Annotated in this window: 14 protein-coding genes and 1 rRNA gene; 9 read left to right on the top strand and 6 right to left on the bottom strand. The window is 72.2% G+C overall.

The window, feature by feature from the left end; all coding sequences use genetic code 11:
* From FJ694_RS33260 to FJ694_RS33250, 3 genes are all read right to left on the bottom strand, one after another.
* A partial coding sequence (locus FJ694_RS33260; RefSeq protein WP_375140289.1) for a hypothetical protein occupies positions 1-1991 on the bottom strand: 1991 nt, incomplete at its 3' end.
* A 160-nt stretch (positions 1992-2151) separates the two neighbouring features.
* The gene (locus FJ694_RS33255; protein ID WP_157271818.1) at positions 2152-2862 is read right to left on the bottom strand and encodes a hypothetical protein; all 711 of its coding nucleotides are present in this window, start codon (positions 2860-2862) and stop codon (positions 2152-2154) included.
* Positions 2863-3036: 174 nt separating this feature from the next.
* Positions 3037-3831, bottom strand: coding sequence for an SDR family NAD(P)-dependent oxidoreductase (locus tag FJ694_RS33250; RefSeq protein WP_157271817.1), 795 nt, complete (start codon positions 3829-3831; stop codon positions 3037-3039).
* A gap of 173 nt (positions 3832-4004) precedes the next feature.
* Here FJ694_RS33250 and FJ694_RS33245 point away from each other — a divergent pair, with 173 nt between their 5' ends.
* Together FJ694_RS33245 and FJ694_RS33240 are read left to right on the top strand one after the other, a co-directional pair.
* A complete protein-coding gene (locus FJ694_RS33245; protein ID WP_157271816.1) occupies positions 4005-4400 on the top strand; it encodes a ChaB family protein in 396 nt (131 codons plus the stop codon).
* Positions 4401-4415: 15 nt separating this feature from the next.
* Positions 4416-4574 carry a hypothetical protein gene (locus FJ694_RS33240; RefSeq protein ID WP_157271815.1) on the top strand — a complete coding sequence of 53 codons (159 nt, stop codon included), beginning with the start codon at positions 4416-4418 and terminating at the stop codon, positions 4572-4574.
* Positions 4575-4895: 321 nt separating this feature from the next.
* On the opposite strand, the gene FJ694_RS33235 is transcribed toward FJ694_RS33240, so the two are convergent.
* Together FJ694_RS33235 and FJ694_RS33230 are read right to left on the bottom strand one after the other, a co-directional pair.
* The gene (locus tag FJ694_RS33235) at positions 4896-6044 is read right to left on the bottom strand and encodes a hypothetical protein (protein ID WP_157271814.1); all 1149 of its coding nucleotides are present in this window, start codon (positions 6042-6044) and stop codon (positions 4896-4898) included.
* Positions 6045-6229: 185 nt separating this feature from the next.
* Positions 6230-6694, bottom strand: coding sequence for an FxDxF family PEP-CTERM protein (locus FJ694_RS33230; RefSeq protein WP_157271813.1), 465 nt, complete (start codon positions 6692-6694; stop codon positions 6230-6232).
* A gap of 871 nt (positions 6695-7565) precedes the next feature.
* Here FJ694_RS33230 and FJ694_RS33225 point away from each other — a divergent pair.
* From FJ694_RS33225 to FJ694_RS33205, 5 genes are all read left to right on the top strand, one after another.
* Positions 7566-8540: a PEP-CTERM sorting domain-containing protein gene (locus tag FJ694_RS33225; RefSeq protein WP_157271812.1), complete on the top strand. Its 975-nt coding sequence runs from the start codon at positions 7566-7568 to the stop codon at positions 8538-8540.
* Positions 8541-8675: 135 nt separating this feature from the next.
* Complete coding sequence (locus FJ694_RS33220) at positions 8676-9152, top strand: (2Fe-2S)-binding protein (RefSeq protein ID WP_157271811.1); 477 nt, start codon at positions 8676-8678, stop codon at positions 9150-9152.
* Between the two features lies 1 nt (position 9153).
* A complete protein-coding gene (locus tag FJ694_RS33215) occupies positions 9154-11445 on the top strand; it encodes a xanthine dehydrogenase family protein molybdopterin-binding subunit (protein WP_157271810.1) in 2292 nt (763 codons plus the stop codon).
* Between the two features lie 144 nt (positions 11446-11589).
* Complete coding sequence (locus FJ694_RS33210) at positions 11590-13257, top strand: RNA-binding protein (RefSeq protein ID WP_157271809.1); 1668 nt, start codon at positions 11590-11592, stop codon at positions 13255-13257.
* A gap of 190 nt (positions 13258-13447) precedes the next feature.
* Positions 13448-15841, top strand: coding sequence for a PAS domain-containing protein (locus FJ694_RS33205; protein WP_157271808.1), 2394 nt, complete (start codon positions 13448-13450; stop codon positions 15839-15841).
* Positions 15842-15859: 18 nt separating this feature from the next.
* On the opposite strand, the gene FJ694_RS33200 is transcribed toward FJ694_RS33205, so the two are convergent.
* Positions 15860-16462, bottom strand: a complete 603-nt coding sequence (locus tag FJ694_RS33200) for a histidine phosphatase family protein (protein ID WP_157271807.1) — start codon at positions 16460-16462, stop codon at positions 15860-15862.
* A gap of 448 nt (positions 16463-16910) precedes the next feature.
* Between FJ694_RS33200 and FJ694_RS36940 the strand changes: the two genes are divergently transcribed.
* On the top strand, positions 16911-17141 hold the full coding sequence (locus tag FJ694_RS36940; RefSeq protein ID WP_198321138.1) for a hypothetical protein: 231 nt from the start codon (positions 16911-16913) through the stop codon (positions 17139-17141).
* A gap of 185 nt (positions 17142-17326) precedes the next feature.
* Positions 17327-17432 (top strand): 16S ribosomal RNA (locus FJ694_RS33195); the annotation flags it as partial.

Here is a 17432-nt window from a genome sequence, read left to right as displayed (position 1 = left end):
AGCACCCCGCCGAGCAGCAGCGCCAGCGCCGCGGGCAGCAGCGCCGACCAGCCCGGCGCCGCGCGCGGCGCCAGGCCCTGCGCCACCGCGGCGCGGCGCCGCGCGCGCGCCAGCAGCAGCGCCTGCGCCAGCAGCAGCACGCCGCCCAGCAGCGCCGTGAAGGCCAGCATGCGCAGCCCGCCGGCGGGCACGGCGGCGTCGGCATGGGCCACGGCCGGCCAGACGGCGTCGTTGGCGGTCCAGCCCAGCGCCGCCAGCAAGGCCAGCGCCGGCACCAGCAGCAGCACCCAGGGCCGCGCCGTGGCCACCTCCAGCAGCGACAGCCAGCCGAACACGCACAGCCACAGCGCCACCGACAGCAGCGCCGCGGCCAGGCCCAGCGTGGGCAGGCGGTCGAGCTGCCACGCGAGGCCGGCGGCGGGCAGCAGGTCGATGGCGCGCACCAGCAGCAGCGCCACCAGCAGCAGCGCCAGCAGGCCCTGCGGCGGCACCAGCGCGGCGAAGCGCCAGGCCGCGGCCGGCCGCGCCGCGTCGCCGCGCGGGCACAGCACGCCGGCCGCCGCGGCCCATTGCGCCCAGGACAGCGCGTCGTAGCCGGGCGCCGCGTCGGTGTCGGCCTGCCGCTGCCAGGCCACGCTGGCCGCGCCCAGCGCCAGCACCGCCAGGCCGAAGCCCGCCAGCAGCAGCACCGGGCCGAGCCACGGCGCGGTGGCGCCGGCGGCCTGCGCCAGCGCCGCCTCGCGCACCACCTGCGCCGTCAGCAGCGCCACCAGCGCCGCCGGCATGAAGGAGACGATGGCGGCCCAGTCGCGCGCCAGCGCATGCCCCGGCGCGGGCGCCGCGCCGGGCGCCGGCACGGGGCTGTGGGCGCGGCGCAGCTGGCAGGCCGCGCGCGTCCACAGCCAGCAGGCGAACAGCAGCGTCCACAGCGCCGCGGCCGTGACGGCGAAGGCGCCGAGCGTGCCGAAAGCGCGCAGCAGCCGCTCGTCCAGGTCGGCCTGCGCGGCGCGGAACGGCGAGGCGGCGATGGCGTAGAGCGCGTCGCGCCCCGCGTCCGGGCCCAGCAGCAGCACGGCCAGCGCCGCCAGCGCCAGCAGCACGTAGCGGCTGCGCAGCAGCATGTCGCGCACGGCGCTGCGCAGGCGCAGGCGCTGCGCGCGCAGCTCGGCCGGCGCGTCGGCGGGCAGCGCCACGCCGGCCAGCCAGCCCAGCGCCGTGGCCGCGAACAGCGCCCCCACCAGCGCCGCCAGCCAGCCCTTGCCCGCGTGCGCGCCGCAGCCCAGCGCGCTGAGCCATTCCGCGCCCGGCGGCAGGCAGGCCGGCACGCCGGCCGTGGCCGCGCCCAGCGTGCCCAGCGCCAGCAGCGCCGTGGTGGCGCTGGCGCCGCCGCCCACGCGCGGCATCAGGTGGCGCAGCGTGCCGCCCCACTGCACCAGCGCCGCCCCCAGCCCGGTGCTGGCCAGCGCCAGCCACGGCCCGGCCGAGCCGATGCGCGACAGCCCGATGCCGTTCTCCATCAGGTCCACCAGCGCCAGCGCCAGCACCGGCGGCACCAGCGCGCGCAGCGCCATGTCCTCGCGCCGCGCGCGCTCGGCGAAGCGGTCCGCGCCCAGCGCCTGCGCCAGCCGCACCGCCAGCGCCAGCAGCGCGCCGCCGTACAGCGGCACGAACACCAGGCTGTCGAGCCCCAGGTACAGCCAGGCCAGCAGCGTGCGGCCCGACTGCGCCCACAGGTGCACCAGCAGCGGCCCGGCGCCGCCGCGCCGGCCCTCGGTCCAGCCCAGGAAGTCCTCGATGCCCCAGCCGCCGGGCACGTGCAGCGCGGCGCCGATGATCAGCAGCGCCAGCGCCGCCACCGGCGCGCCCAGCGCGAAGAAGCCCGGCCCGGGCGACCAGCGCAGCGGCCGCCCCGCCTCGGAAGCCGGCGTGGCCGCGTCCGGCCGCGCCGGCGCACCCGGCGCCCGCGGCGCGTTGTTCCTGGCTTGCGCCATGTCTTTCCTTCCCTCGCATGCCGCCGTTTCTTGGGGTGGGCGGTCGAAGGCGACATTGTGGCGGGTGCAACAGGACGTATCGGCTATGCCAGGGCGACGCGGCGCGGCAAGGTGCGCAGGAGTTGCGGGATTGAGGACGCGGCGGTTGCGTCGGCGCGCTTCAGGCGCCGGCGTGGCGCGGCGCGCGCCGCCGCCGCCGCCACTGCGCCACGCCGCCCAGCGCCAGCACCCCGGCCAGCAGCAGCCCCGCGCGCGAGGCCTCGGGCACCACGCCCACGGTGAAGCCGTGCCAGTGCTCGAAGGTGGGCGCGGTCCAGGAGATCTCGCTGACGAGTCCGGTGAAGCGGATCAGCCCGTGCCCCTCCTCGCCGCGCAGCGTGCGGCCGTCCACCGACAGGCAGCCGGCGCAGCCGCCCCAGTAGCCCACGCCGGAATCGAGCAGCACGGGCGCCTGGGTGAACTCGTACCCGACCGGCAGCCCGGCCTGGCCCAGGCTGAGGATGGCCAGGACTGGATTCGCCACCGGGCGCGAGAAGCGCAGCGCGTGCACGCTGGCGTCGCCGCCGTCCAGGGCGATCAGGTCGCTGCCGGCAGGGCGCCCGGTGCTGCGGTAGGCGGGCGGGACGCCCTCGCTCCAGTAGTCGGTGCTGGGCAGCGGATCGAGCTGCACGAAGCTGGTCGGGCCGGTGTAGCTCACGTCCACTCGGGCGCCGGGCGGGCGCAGGTGGCCGGTGACGACGTTGCCGGCGCTGGCGCCCAGGGTGTCGGCGCCGGTCCAGTCCACCCAGCGCACGGCAGGCGGCGCGGCCTGGGCCGCGGCGGCGGCGCAGGCCAGTGCGAACAGGACCCCAAGACTCGACGACGGTGCCATGGCGTGCTCCTCGGCCTGGCGCGCCCGGGTGTCGGGCGCGGGGCAGGGATGCTAGGCCGTGCCGCGCGCCGGCGTGGTGCCGCGCTGTGACCAACCGCGCCCCGCGCGTCTGCGCTCGTGAATGGACCGCGGCAAGGCGTATGAGGCGTGTCGATCGGTTGCCGGCGCGGCCGCTCAGGCGATGCTGCGCACCAGGCCGCCGTCCACGCGCAGCGCCGCGCCGGTGGTGGCCGAGGCGCGCGCGCTGCACACGTAGGCGATGAGCGAGGCGACCTCGTCGGGGCTGGCGAAGCGCTGCAGCACCGACGACGGGCGCGCGGTGCTGAAGAACTCGCGCTCCATCGCGGCGGCGTCCATGCCGCGCTCGGCGGCCATGCGCGCCACGAACTCGCCCACGCCCTCGCTGGCGGTGGGTCCGGGCAGCACGCAGTTCACGGTCACGCCGGTGCGCGCGAGCGTCTCGGCCAGCCCGCGCGAGACCGCCAGCTGCGCCGTCTTGGTCATGCCGTAATGGATCATTTCGGTGGGGATGTTCAGCCCCGACTCGCTGGAGACGAAGACGATGCGGCCCCAGTCGCGCGCGCGCATGCCCGCCACGTAGTGCCGCGCCAGCCGCACGCCGCTGAGCACGTTGACCTCGAAGAAGCGCAGCCAGTCGGCGTCGGCGATCTGCTCGAAGGGCCTGGGCTCGAAGATGCCCAGGTTGTTGACCAGCACGTCCACCTCGGGCAGTTGCCGCGTCATCCGCTCACAGCCTTCGGCGCTGCCCAGGTCGGCGGCGATGCCCTCCAGCTGCGCCTGCGGCAGCTCGGCGCGCAGCTGCGCCACGGCGGCCTCCACGCGAGCGGCCGTGCGGCCATTGATGAACACGTGCGCGCCCTCGGCGGCCAGCGCCCGCGCCGTGGCCAGGCCGATGCCGGCGGTCGATCCCGTCACCAGGGCGCGCTTGCCCTGCAGTCCCAGGTCCATGGAAAGCTCCTTCAGCAGTGGAGAAAACGCGGTCCGGCGCCCATGCGCCGCCACCGGCGGCCGCAGTCTTGCACGCCCGCGGCGGCGGGCCGGGGACGGTGCGGGAACGGGGGTTGCCGATCCGCGGCCAAGCGCCGGCGCCCTTTCGCGCCGGCCCGCCGCAGGAGGACACCATGAGCAAGCAGAGGTATGGCGTGGCGCTGCCGTCCACGCTGGAGCGATCCCCGGTGCAGGCGCAGCGCACCTACGCCAGGACGCTGCGCAACGCCGAGGCCGAGTACGGCCCGGGCGAGCGCGCGCACCGCACGGCGCTGGCCTCGCTCAAGCACTCGTTCGAGAAGGTGGGCGACCACTGGGAGCCCAAGGCGCACAAGGGCCCGTCCGACCCGCAGGCCGCCGCCGGCGGGCGCGAGGCGCGCGAGCATCCGCGCGAGACCTTCGGCGGCGTGGACGTGTTGGGCCACACCAAGGCCGAGCTCTACGCTCGGGCGAAGGACCTGGGCATCGCCGGGCGCTCGACCATGAGCAAGGAAGACCTGGCGCGCGCCATCGCCCGCAAGCAGCGCTGAGCCGGGAGCCGCCGCATGAACCGACCCACGCGCCAGCGCCTGCACGACATCCCGCCCGACCCGCCGGTGCCCGAGCCGCCGGCCCCGCCGCCGCCCGACGCCGAGCCCGCGGTGGAAGACCCGCCGGCTCCGAGCCAGTCGCCGCCGGTCAAGGACCCGCCGAAGTTCCAGTGACCCCGGGTTCGTCACGTTCTCCTGCCTGGGGGACGGTGGAGAACGACCGGCAGCCCGACAGCCTGGGCGGCCCGCCCACTGTTTCGTCATTCCGGCGGAAGCCGGAATCCACGAACGCTGCAATGTCTCGCTGGCCGGTGTCGGCATGGGCCCACGTCAGCCATTCCACCGCAGCGGCGCGCGTGGATTCCGGCTTTCGCCGGAATGACGGATCGGGGTGCGAAGCGTCACGGCTGACGGGATGCCATGGGTTGAACCTTCCCCGGACAACAGCCCTTCTTCAGCCTGCGCCACCACGAACGCAGCCGCCGCCCCCGCCCCTCACCCCACGCTGCCGCACCGCCCGCCGAAGGCCGACGGGCACGCCGTGGCCAGGCCGCCGGTGAGGGTCGAGCCCTGCGGGTGGGTCTTCAGGAAATTCAGCAGCTCCGGCCAGCGCTCCTTCATCCACGGCTGCGGGCGGGTCCAGAAGATGTAGTTGGCGCGCAGCTGGTTGCGCGCGAACTCGTAGAGGTCCTCGATCGGCACCTTCAGGCGCTGGCCCTGGTGCGCCAGCGCCTGGTAGTTCTCGTTCTGCACCGAGGGCGCGATCGGCACCACGCCGGCCAGGCGCGGATAGACGGTGTAGACGTTGTCGCGCAGCGAGCGGTCGTCCAGGAACGTGTCGGGCCCGCCCAAACCCACGCCGGTAGTGGGCATCGGGCCGGTGAGGATCGGGATGGCCTGCTTGGGAAAGTTGACGAACTGGATCACCACCGTGCTCGGGAAGGCCTGGCGCATGCCGCGGTTGACGGCGGCCAGGTTCTCGAAGAACCGGCGCCGGTCGTCGGCGTCGATGCCGCGGTCGGCCTGGCCCAGCGCGCTCTCGTTGAGCGCCACGCTCTCCAGCGCCGGGTGCGCGTCCAGCGCGCGGCCCATGGCCACCATGAACTCCTGCAGGCTGTCGCGCACGCGCGGCTCCCACAGCGCGAGGTTCTGCCCGGCGCGCTGGCGCGGGCCGCCCGGGGCCTGCTTCTCCTGGATGCCGATGCCGAAGGTGGCGGGCCCGCGCTCGGCCTTGCGCTCCAGGTATTCCGGCACCGCCCGCGCGCCGCCGCCGAAGGACTTCAGCATCAGCAGCACGTGCAGCCGCTTCCTGCTGCCGGCGACGCGGTCCAGGTCGCGCTGGATGCGGCCGAAGTCGTAGCGGCCCTCGTCGCCCTCCAGCTCGGCCCAGTTGTAGCGCAGCTGCAGCCCGCGCGCGGCGGGCACGTCGCGGATCTGCGCCAGCGTGTCCTCCACCGCCTCGACGCCGCCGCGGCTGGGCAGGTGCAGGTACTGGCCGGGGTGCCATTTCATGACCGCGCCGCTGCCGCCGCTGCCGCCGCTGCCGCCGCCGCCGTTGCCCCGGGGCTGGGCCCGGGTCAGCGCGGGGGTGCAGGCCGCGGCGGCGGTGGCGGCCAGCAACTGGCGGCGGGTGAGGTCGGACATCGCGGGCGCTCCCTGGAAACCTGGGTGATGCTGGGTGATTGGCACGGCGGGCCGTCGCTGGCGCGGACGGCGCGCCGTGCCGGAACGAAAGGGTCCGGGCAGCAAGCCGCGAACCCAGGAGGAGGCGGCGCCGGCCCCCCATGTGGTGGCGCCGGCGCCGAAGCCGGCCGGACGCCGGCCGGACCTCAGCGCCGCTGGCGGCGGCGGGCGATGACGCCGACCAGGCCCAGGCCCGCCAGCATCAGCGCGTAGGTTTCGGGCTCGGGCACGGCGGCCACCGACACCAGCCCGGTGTAGGAGGCCGAGCCGTCGCCGGTGCCGGCCAGCTTCAGCGTCCAGTCACCGCCGTGCTTGCCGCTGAAGAAGGCCGTCGAGAAGTTGCCGGCACTGATGGAGCTGAAGGACTTGTCGCCCATCGACACCTTGCCGAAGCTCAGCCCGTCGGTGGAAAACAGGCTGGCCGTGAGCTTGTACATGCCCTCGCCCAGCCCCGTGAACGATATTTCGTCCATGACGCTGGTCTCGGTGATGTCGGAGCGCCCGAAACTCAGCGGCGTGTCGGGCGACAGCGATATCGAAAATGACGCCGCGTGGCTCGCGGCGGCGCCGGCCGCCATCAGGCCGGCCAGGACGAGGGATCTCATTTTCATGGTGCTCTCCAGTGGCCTTTCACGAATGAAAGGCTTTTGACGAAACTGCCCCCGGCTTTTCCCGCCGGTGGCAGCACAGGCGGACCCGCCTTGGCGCGCCGGCGTGCAGGCCACGCGCCACCGCGGGTCCAACCGGCATTCTTGAGAGGGGAGCCCCCCTGCAAACCCCATGGCCCAAGGGGCCACGGATGCGGGCCGCGTCGACGGAACCTGGCGGGCTGCGCGGGTCCTGAACCATGTTTCTGCTTGATGAAGAAACATTGCGGGACCGGCCCGATTTTCAAACTGCAACGATTCAACCACCCCGGTTTGCCGCCATGTGGAAAACTGGTCCGGTTACAGCGTGATGTATCGGCCCTGAAATATTGAATCCTTCTGTACCGCAGGGTTTTACGGCGGCCATATCGCGGTTGGGCATTTGATTTGCCTTGCGCGGCCGGAAATGTCGGTGGCCGGTCGTTGGGAGTTTGCCGGCCAGGTGCGCCGGGGCGGCGCAGGGGCCGCCAAGGGACGCGCGGCGCGGCGGCGATGCTTCACGGCATGAAGCAATGGCGCCGGCCGGCGAGCCCCGGCTGCCGGCGGCCTCGCCGAACCGCAGCCGCCAGGCCGGGTCGTGGTCCGGCGTCGCGACGAGGCTGAAGGCGGTGGAGCACACGGCCGGCACGCCACTTTGTTGCTTGCGCTTACAAAAAATACCTAAAGTTTGTCCTTGATCGACTCTCCATAATGAAACCCACGAACAAGCAGTTGACAGCGGATCGATTTATGGGTCGTTCCACGCAGTCTTTTGGCCTGCTTGCGCTGCCATGCCTGCCTGGTGCAGGTCGTCCGCGGTGCAGGGGCGTGCGCATTCAAGAGGGAGGAAATGATCATGGCCAGACACGTGTTGAAGCTGGCGGGCCTTGCCGCCGCCTGTCTGTTCGCGCCTTCGGCCTGGGCGTCGCTGACGACATCGAGCCAGCTGTGTTCCGTCTCCAGGCCGGATGAGACCGGCACGTGCCAGATCGTCAGCGGTCCTGGCGACGGCACGGTACTGGTCAACGACTACGCGGTGTCGCTGCCGGGACTCAACCCCGGCGACGCGGACCAGCGCTTCACGGGCCTCACCACGGTCAGCGCCACGCTGGACACGTGGAAGATGACGATGTCGCTGTCGGTGCAGGACTATGCGCGCGGCAACTACGTCTGGATCCCGGACGTTGACCAAAACGGCGATCCCTACAGCTACGTCACGACCACGGCCACGGCCACGGTGACGCTGACCGACCAGGTCACCGTCACGGGCGGCACCGGGGCGTACAGCCTGAGCTACGTGCTGGGCCTTGACGGCCTGCTGTCGGCCACCCATCAGGGCCTGCTGTCGCTGAGCTTTTGCGCCCAGCTCGGCCTGCCGCAGGGCATTGGCACCTTCACCAGCACCTGCTTCGCTCCGGGCCAGGTGCTGCCTGAGACGGTCACCCTGACCTACGCCGAGCTGCCCTTTGGCGGGCCGGTGGACCCGACGCTCTACATCTCGCTGTACGGCCTGCTGGCGCCGCTGTACGAGGACCAGGTGGCCGATCAAGGCAGTGACCTCGTCACCGCCAGCATCGAAGGCGCGTTCGGCCACACGGTCAAGCTGCTGCAGATCGTGGCGACGGACTCCGGCGGCAACCCGATCCCGGGGCTGAGCCTGCAGAGCGCCAACAACTACCAGTACCCGACCGACCCGAACAACCTGGCGCTGGTCGCGGCGGCCGTGCCGGAGCCGGGCACGCTGGCGCTGCTGCTGCCGGGCGTGGTGGGGCTGGTGGGCGCCCGGCGCCGCGCGACGCGCCCGGGCCACCGGGCCGGCGCGGGCGGCTGACGGCGTCCGCGCGATCTCCTGCGGCGCCGGGGTGATGCCCGGCGCCGGCCGGGCGCCGATGCGCTGGCGGGGCACGCCGCTTGCCGTTCGCCGGGGCTGCCGTGCCGGCGGCGCACCGTCCCAGGGGAATTCGCGATGCCCACCTTCACCCTCAACGGCCAGCCCACCACGCTGGACCTTCCCGCCGACATGCCCCTGCTGTGGGCGCTGCGCGACGTGGCCGGCCTGACCGGCACCAAGTTCGGCTGCGGCATCGGCGCCTGCGGCGCGTGCACGGTGCACCTGGACGGGCAGGTGGCGCGCGCCTGCGTCACGCCGCTGTCGGCGGTGGCGGGCAAGCGCGTCATCACCATCGAGCGCATCGACCAGGACCCGGTCGGGCGCCGCGTGCAGGCCGCCTGGCGCGAACTCGACGTGGTGCAGTGCGGCTATTGCCAGAGCGGCCAGGTCATGGCCGCGACCGCCTTGCTGCGCGCCACGCCCAACCCCGACGACGCCGCCATCGACAACGCCATGTCGGGCAACCTGTGCCGCTGCGGCACCTACCAGCGCATCCGCGCCGCCATCAAGCTCGCCGCCTCGCAGATCGCGGTGCCGGGCCGGGGAGCCTGAGATGGGTGCCTTCGACTACCGCGACGCCGCTGCCGGCGCCGCCAACCCGTCCCGGCGCGCCTTCATCCGTGCCGGCGCGGCCGCCGGCGGCGGGCTGGTGCTGGCCTTCACGCTGCCGGGCTGCGCCGGCATCCCGCTGGACCCGCTGCGCAGCCCCGGCAGCGAGCGCGACCGCAAGCCGCCCGAGAGCGCGGTCGGGCAGGCCAGCACCGCCGTGTCGCAGGACCCACCGCGGCTGGACGCCGGCGGCTTCGTGCGCATCGACCGCCAGGGCCAGGTCACCTTCATCGTGCACAAGGTCGAGATGGGGCAGGGCACCTTCACCTCGATCCCGATGCTGCTGGCCGAGGAGCTGGAGGTGGACCCGGCCACCGTCAGGCTGGAGCAGGCGCCGGCCGACAACAAGCTCTATGCCGACCCGCTGCTGGGCGGCCAGGTCACCGGCGGCTCGACCTCCATCCGCGGCGCCTGGGAGCCGCTGCGCCGCGTCGGCGCCACCGCGCGCGTGATGCTGGTGCAGGCCGCGGCGCAGGCCTGGAACGTCGATGCCAGGGAGCTGCGCGCGGCCAACGGCGCCGTCACGCATGCCGCCACCGGCCGCACGCTGCACTACGGCGAGCTGGTGGACGCGGCCGCGAAGCTGCCGGTCCCGAAGGACGTGGCGCTGAAGGACCCGAAAGACTTCAAGCTCATCGGCAAGCCCGTGAAGCGGCTGGACTCGGCCGACAAGGTCAACGGCCGCGCCCTGTTCGGTATCGACGCCAAGGTGCCGGGCATGCGCGTGGCGACGGTGGCGGCCAGCCCGGTGGTGGGCGGCTCCATCGCCGGCATGAACGAGCAGCGCGCCCTGGCCGTGCCCGGCGTGCGCCAGGTGCTGCGCCTGAACAACGCCGTGGCCGTGGTCGGCGACCACTACTGGGCGGCGAAGCAGGGCCTGGCGGCGCTGGCGCCGACCTGGAGCGGCGGGCCGAACTCGGCCGTGAGCACGGCCGGCATCGTGGCCGACATGGAGGCCGCCTCGCGCCAGGACGGCGCCGTGGCGCGCAGCGACGGCGACGCGCTGGAAGTGCTCGCCGGCACGCCCGCCAGCCGCGGCGTGAGCGCGCAGTACCACATGCCCTTCCTGGCCCACGCCACCATGGAGCCGATGAACTGCACCGTCTCGCTCACGCGCGAGCGCTGCGAGCTGTGGGTGGGCACGCAGGTGCCGGTGCTGGCGCAGTCCGCGGCGGCCAAGGCCGCCGGGCTGGCCGACGACAAGGTCGTCGTGCACAACCACTACCTGGGCGGCGGCTTCGGGCGGCGGCTGGAGGTGGACTTCATCGTCCAGGCCGTGAGCTTCGCCCGGCAGGTCAACCACCCCGTGAAGTTCGTGTGGAGCCGCGAGGAGGACATCCAGCACGACATGTACCGGCCGTTCTACGTGGACCGCATCGCCGCCGCGCTGGACGACCAGGGCCTGCCCGCGGCCTGGCTGCACCGCATCACGGGCTCGTCGATCATGTCGCGCTTCGCGCCGCCGCTGGTCAAGAACGGCGTGGACCCCGACGCGGTGGAGGGCGCGCGCGACATTCCCTACGCCATCCCGGCCGTGCGCGTGGAGTACGTGCGCCACGAGCCGCCGATCCCCACCGCCTTCTGGCGCGGCGTCGGGCCCACGCACAACATCTGGGTGGTCGAAAGCTTCATCGACGAGCTGGCGGCGGCCGCGAAGCAGGACCCGGTGCGCTACCGCATGGCCTTGCTGGGCAAGGAGCCCCGGTTGATGGCCGTGCTGAAGCTGGCCACGGAGAAGGCCGGCTGGGGCCAGCCGCTGCGCGCGGCCGCGGGCGAGCGCGTGGGGCGCGGCGTGTCGGTGCAATACGCCTTCGGCAGCTACATGGCGATGGTGGTGGAAGCCGCGGTGGACGCGCAGGGCGGGGTGCGGGTGCGGCGCGTGGTGTGCGCGGTGGACTGCGGCCAGGTGGTGAACCCGGACACGGTGCAGGCGCAACTGGAGAGCGGCATCGTGTTCGGCCTGGGCGCGGCGCTGTGGAACGAGGTCACGCTGGAGCAGGGCCGGGTGCAGCAAAGCAACTTCGGCGACTACCGCGTCATGCGCATGAACGAGGCGCCGCGCATCGAGACGCACATCCTGCCCAGCAGCGACAAGCCCGGCGGCATCGGCGAGCCCGGCACCTCGGCCATCGCGCCGGCGCTGACGAACGCGCTGTTCGCGGCCACGGGCGTGCGCATCCGGCGGCTGCCGGTGGGGGAGCAGCTCAAGGTGGCGAGCGCGGCGAGGGCGACCTGAACCGATAGGGTGCGCCCGGTCCGCCGCGGCAGCGCCGGGCCTCGGGCTGGCGCATGACCGCCCCGAGAACCGCGCAACAACACCGTGCGGTCCGGCGGCGGCAGTGCCCATCGACCATTGACCACCCCATGGAGCCGACCTAGCTTGACCTACCGGTCGTTGCCGCGCCGTGGCGCTGATGCCCGGACAACACCAGCGGCCGTTTTGCAGGCCGATCTTCGGCTGGTGGAGGAGCAATCCATGGGCAAGATTTCCGTTCCGGGGCCCGCAGTGGCAGTGGCGGTGGCGGCAGCGATGGCCTTGTCAGGTTGCGCATCGGACCAGGCCTATCGGCCTGCGCCCGAGGCGTCGGGATCGTGGAGCGAATGCTCCCGAAATACCGATTGCACGCAGCCCGCGTCTGTGCAGATGATGGAATTTGAAACTCAAGACACCAAGGAACGCGGCAAGTACATCCTCGGTTTTGTGGAGTTTGACGATCAAGGCTGGTTCCACCAGCCAGCTCAGGCCACGAATTTCTTCAAGGCTCTTCAGGCGTACCGTGCCGAGCATTCCTCAAGAAGTTTCCTTTTTGTAGCGTTCGCCCATGGCTGGAAGCACAATGCCCACCCGGGAGATTCCAACGTCCGGGATTTTCGCAGGCTGTTGGAACGCCTGACGGTGCTTGAGCAGGGCAAAGCGAAACTCCGCGGAAGACCCGAAGAAGCGCGCAAGGTGGTCGGTGTCTATCTCGGCTGGCGCGGCGCGTCCTGGACGGCCCCCTTCGTTGAAAACCTGACCTTCTGGACCCGGAAGAATACCGGAGAACGGGTCGGGGGCCGATCCGCCAAACAGTTCCTGATGCAGCTTGCCGAGTACCGAAATTTCCTTAACGACAGGAGCAAGATTGAAGGCAGCAACCCTCAAGATTACAGGCTCGTCCTGGACGAAAGTCCCGGCCGTCTGGCCGGTCCTACCGAGAACCAGCTGATCCTGATTGGCCACAGCTTCGGCGGCATGCTCATGTACCACGCTCTGCATACCGGACTCATGGAGCGCGCTCTCAGGATCGAACCGGAATTGGTGAAGGAGGAAAGGCGCATACGTTTCCGCTATGACATGGCCAAGAGTTTTGGTGACTTCGTGCTGCTGGTGAATCCGGCCTTCGAAGGCTCGACCTACGAGCCGCTGGCGGTCGCGGCCCGGTCGCGCTGCTATTCGGCGTCGCAGCGACCGGTGATGGCCATCGTGACCTCCAAGACCGATCTGGCCACGAAAATGGCTTTTCCCGCCGGGCGCCTGTATACCGTAGCCCAGTCCGCGAAACAGCCCGGAGAACGCGAGGCGGTCATGCATACGGTGGGCCACCTTGATCGGTACATAACACATGACCTCCTGTACAACGGCAGCAACCCCGCGCTGGCAGTCCATCAGGAATTGCAGCCTACGACCACGCAAAATGCGGTGAAAGCCGTGCCGCAGGCTTTGGCGCAGTCGTCGGAGAGAAATGCAATGCCAGCTTTCGGGCTCAGGCATCCCAACGTGGACCCGAAGAGTCAGCGGGTCTATTACAACTACAAGGACGTGAGGCTTGAGCAGCGGGCGAGGCCCGAGGGACAGGAGCTACCCTACAACAATCCCTACCTGGTCATGTCGGCTGACAAAAGGTTGATAGACGGCCATAACGACATCTGGAACGAGCGGTTCGTGGATTTCATGATTTCTTTCGTCCACGAGGAGTTGATGAAACCCGTGGGCGACCAAGACATGGACAAGGACGAATTCCATGCCCGGCATTGCGTGCCGTACGGACAGGACTCGATGTCCAAGTGAAACCTGGCGGCGCGCCGGCGCCGCTGCCCTGCAGCACCGCCGTGCAGCCCTCCCCACCGCCACGTAGCAGAAGGCGAAGTGCGCCGCCCACAGCAGCAGCGGCGCCGCGCCGGCGCGCAGCCCGGCGAAGAAGCCGGCGCGCGAAGAGGCGGGAGAGGCGTTCATCACGGCGTCCACGCGCCGCCGCGGCATGCGGCAGCAGCGCCACGACCACGCCCTGCGCGCAGCTGCCCCACCACAGCAGCGCGAGGTTGTCCCAGGTAGCGCGCTGGCGCGGCGTCACGAGGCGGTGCCAGATGCGCAGCGCCAGGTACGCGCCGAAAAGCGCCATCAGCACCATGTAAAAGCCCTGGCAGGCCAGCAGCCCCGTCCGCGCCAGGCCCGGCCGCTGCAGTGCCCCACCGCCTCGCTGCGCGACGCGGCCTGCCTTCCCGGCACCCGCTGCCCCGCGGTCGCCACCGCCGCCCAGCAGCCGCTGCAGCCGCGCGATGCCGACGTGAGCGCGCGGCTGGCGCTGACGCAGTACGCCTGCGTCGCCTGCCACCGCATGGCGGGCGTGGTCGGGCCGACAATGGCCCCGCACTGCCCGCGGTGCGCCAGCAGAAGGAAGTCCCAGGCCATGAGCGAACGCGTCCTGCTCGACACCGATCCCCCGGTCCGCTTCGGCGGCGGCGCGGCCTTCGTGGTGGACCGCGATCTGCGCTACCTGGTGGCCGAGGGCGACGCGCTGCGCGCGGCGGGGCTGCGGCCCGAGGACCTGGTGGGCCGCACAGTGGGGGAGGCGCTGCCCGCGGCGCTGGCGCGCGAGGCCGAGCCGCGCTACCGCCGCGCGCTGGCCGGCGAGCCCTTCGAGGTCGAGCACGAGGACTTCGGCCACCGCTACCGCACCCGCGGCGTGCCGCTGCGCGACGCCGCCGGGCAGGTCTGGGCGGTGCTGGCGGTGTCGCAGGACGTCACCGCGCAGCACGAGGCCCAGGCGCTGCACGAGCGGCTGCGCGAGTGGGCGCGGCGCCAGGATTTCCTGCTGCGCCTGAACGACCGGCTGCGCCCGCTGCGCGATCCGCTGGAGCTGCAGTACCAGGCCTCGCGGCTGCTGTGCGAGCACCTGGGCGCCGACGCCGTGCACTACGGCGAGCTGCACGACACGGAGGGCGGCTATGCCGACGTGCACCGCGACTTCGTGCGCCCGGGGCGGGCCAGCCTGGCCGGGCGCTACGCGCTGGCGGCCTACGGCGACGGCGCGGCGGTGCTGCGGTCCGGGCGGCCCCTGGTGGTGGCCGACATGCGGGAGGCGGCCCAGCTGGGCGAGGCCACGCGCGCCAGCTACCGGGCCCTGGGCATCGGCGCGCTGCTCGCGGTGCCGCTGGTGCGCGAGGGCCGGCTGGTGTGGGTGCTCAGCGTCGTGTCGGACGCGCCGCGCGCCTGGACGCCCGACGAGGTCACGCTGGTGCAGGAGGTGGGCGACCGCACCTGGGCCGCGCTGGAGCGCGAGCGCTCCGAAGCCGCGCTGCGCCGGCGCGAGGCGCAGATGCACGCCATCGTCAGCCTCGTGCCCGACCTGCTCTGGCGCAGCGACGCGGCCGGGCGGGTGGAGTGGTTCAGCGAGCGCTGGTACGCCTACACCGGGCAGGCGCCGCACGAGGCGCTGGGCCAGGGCTGGGCGCAGGTGCTGCATCCCGAGGACCGCGACGAGACGCTGCGGGCCTGGGCCGAGTCGCTGCGCACGGGGCAGCCGCTGCAGCACGAGCACCGGCTGCGCGCGGGCGACGGCAGCTGGCGCTGGTTCCTGGCGCGCGCGCAGCCGCTGCGCGAGGGCGAGGGCCAGGGCCCGGTCAGCGCCTGGTTCGGCTCGGTCACGGACATCCACGAGCAGCGGCTGTCGCGCGAGCTGCTGGAGCAGCGCGTGGCCGAGCGCACGCAGGCGCTGCGCCAGCTGCTGCTGCGCGTGGAGAACGTGCAGGACGAGGAGCGCCGGCGCATCGCGCGCGAGCTTCACGACGGCCTGGGGCAGGCGCTGTCCGCGGTGGCGCTGGCCGTGAGCGCGCTGCGGGGCACCACCGGCGCCGGCGACGCCGCCGCGGCGCGCGAGCGCATGGACCGGCTGCCGGGACTGCTACACCAGCTCGACCGCGAGCTCGACGGCATCGTCTTCCGGCTGCGGCCCACCGCGCTGGACGACTGCGGCCTGGGCGAGGGCGTGGCCGCCTACGTGCAGACCTGGGGCGAGCTCACCGGCATCGCGGTGGACATGGAGCTGCGCGGGCTGGAGGGCGCGCGGCTGGACGCGGCCGTGGAAGCCGCGGTGTTCCGCGTGGTGCAGGAGGCGCTCAACAACGTGGCCAAGCATGCGCGCGCCACGCGCGTGAGCCTGAGCCTGGAGCGGCGCCGCGGCCAGCTCGTGGGCAGCGTCGAGGACGACGGCGTGGGCTTCGACGCGGCGCAGGCGGCCGCGCCGTCGGCCGGGCGTTCGCACTGGGGGCTGCTGGGCATGCAGGAGCGCATGGGCGCGCTGGGCGGGCGCCTGGACATCGAGTCGCAGCCGGGTCAGGGCACGGCGGTGCTGTGGCGGCTGCCGCTGCGCTGAGGGCCTGCCCGGGGAGCGTCAGCGCGGCGGCTCGATGCGCCCGGCCGGCTCCAGCGCGTCGCCCCGGGGCCGCAGCACGATGCCTTCGCCCGAAGCGGGGTTCAGCCCGGTGAGCGCGGTGATGTTGACCTGGTGCGTCACCACCACCAGCGCGCCGGGGCCGCGCCACGCCAGCAGCTTCAACCTGGCCGCCGCGGTCTGCGCCGCCTCGTCGCCGTGCCCGGCGAAGAACGAGTTGAAGGCCGGCTCGTCGCGCGGCGCGCCCACGTCCATCAGCGTGGCGGTGTCGCGGGTGCGGCACCACTGCGAGGTCCAGACCGCGCCCACCGCCACGCGTTGCCGGCGCAACTGCTCGCCCATGCGCCGCGCCTGCTCGCGCCCGCGCTCGCTGAGGTTGCGCTGCGTGGCGCAGTCGCCCGGGCGAAAGCCCGGCGGGTCGCCCACGCCCGGCGCCTCGGCGTGGCGGTAGAGCACGACGGCGCCGTCGTGCAGCGCGCGCCAGGCGTCGGCCTCCGAGGGCGCCGGCTGCGCCGCGGCGGCGGCGGCCGGGAAGCCCAGCGCCAGGGCGGCCGGCAGGCCCAGCGCCAGCAGCCGGCGGCGAACGGGTGTCCTGGGGTGCATGGAAAGCTCCTTCGCAATAAAGCCGGGCCGGGCCGGACCGGGCAAGGGGCATGCGGCGGGCCGGCCATCCAGGCCGGGCCGGCGCGGCGGCCGTGCAGGGCCGCAGGGTAGCCAGCAGGCGCGCGGTGCGCGGGCGACCGGGCCGCCGCGTGGAAAATTCCCGCCGCCGCGCCGGAAGGCCCCGCGAACGTGGCTATACTCGCGCCCCTCGCAGACCAGCCCCGGTTCGACGCCGTTTTCACGGTGCCTTCCTGACCCTTCAGGAACCGGGCCTGAAACCCCTTGCACCTGATGCAGCGACGACTGTCCTGAACCGGGCAGCTGGAATGTCCGCTGCCGTGCGCCGGGGTTCGGGCCGGCCGGCCGGCGAGCCGCCCGAAATGGCAACGGGCGGCGGAACGAAAGTTCCGGCGTCGAATGCCCCGGCATTTGACTAGGGTTTACCCTTATGTCAGAATTCATTTCTTCGCTGCTGACGACGCAAGACGACGGCAGCGAAGCGGCAGAGATTGCGATTCAATTTGCGATCGACGCCAGGAAAGTCCGAGTGTTTGACACTGATTTAAAACGTGTTAGAATCTTGGGCTTCGCTGATCGAAACAGCGAAACGCGACGCAGGCAGCAAGCCGGGTTACCGGCAGCAGTTTGCGAAGTGTTGAACAAAGTCGATGCTCTTTAAAAACATACAGCCGATAAGCGTGGGCGTTCGAGGCGTTGGGTGAGGTGCCTGACACATCGGAGCTTCGGGGATGCCCGGGGTTCCTGGGGCCTTTACTGGTCTCGAACGCTCTGAGAAATTGATTGAGATGGAGCTTTGCTTTGTCTTTGTTGATTTCCTTTGAGCAGTGATTTTTTTTCAAGATCGAACTGAAGAGTTTGATCCTGGCTCAGATTGAACGCTGGCGGCATGCCTTACACATGCAAGTCGAACGGCAGCGCGGGAGCAATCCTGGCGGCGAGTGGCGAACGG

This window comes from Azohydromonas aeria (genome assembly GCF_009760915.1).
Taxonomy (GTDB): domain Bacteria; phylum Pseudomonadota; class Gammaproteobacteria; order Burkholderiales; family Burkholderiaceae_C; genus Azohydromonas; species Azohydromonas aeria.
This window is presented reverse-complemented; position numbering and strand designations above follow the sequence as displayed.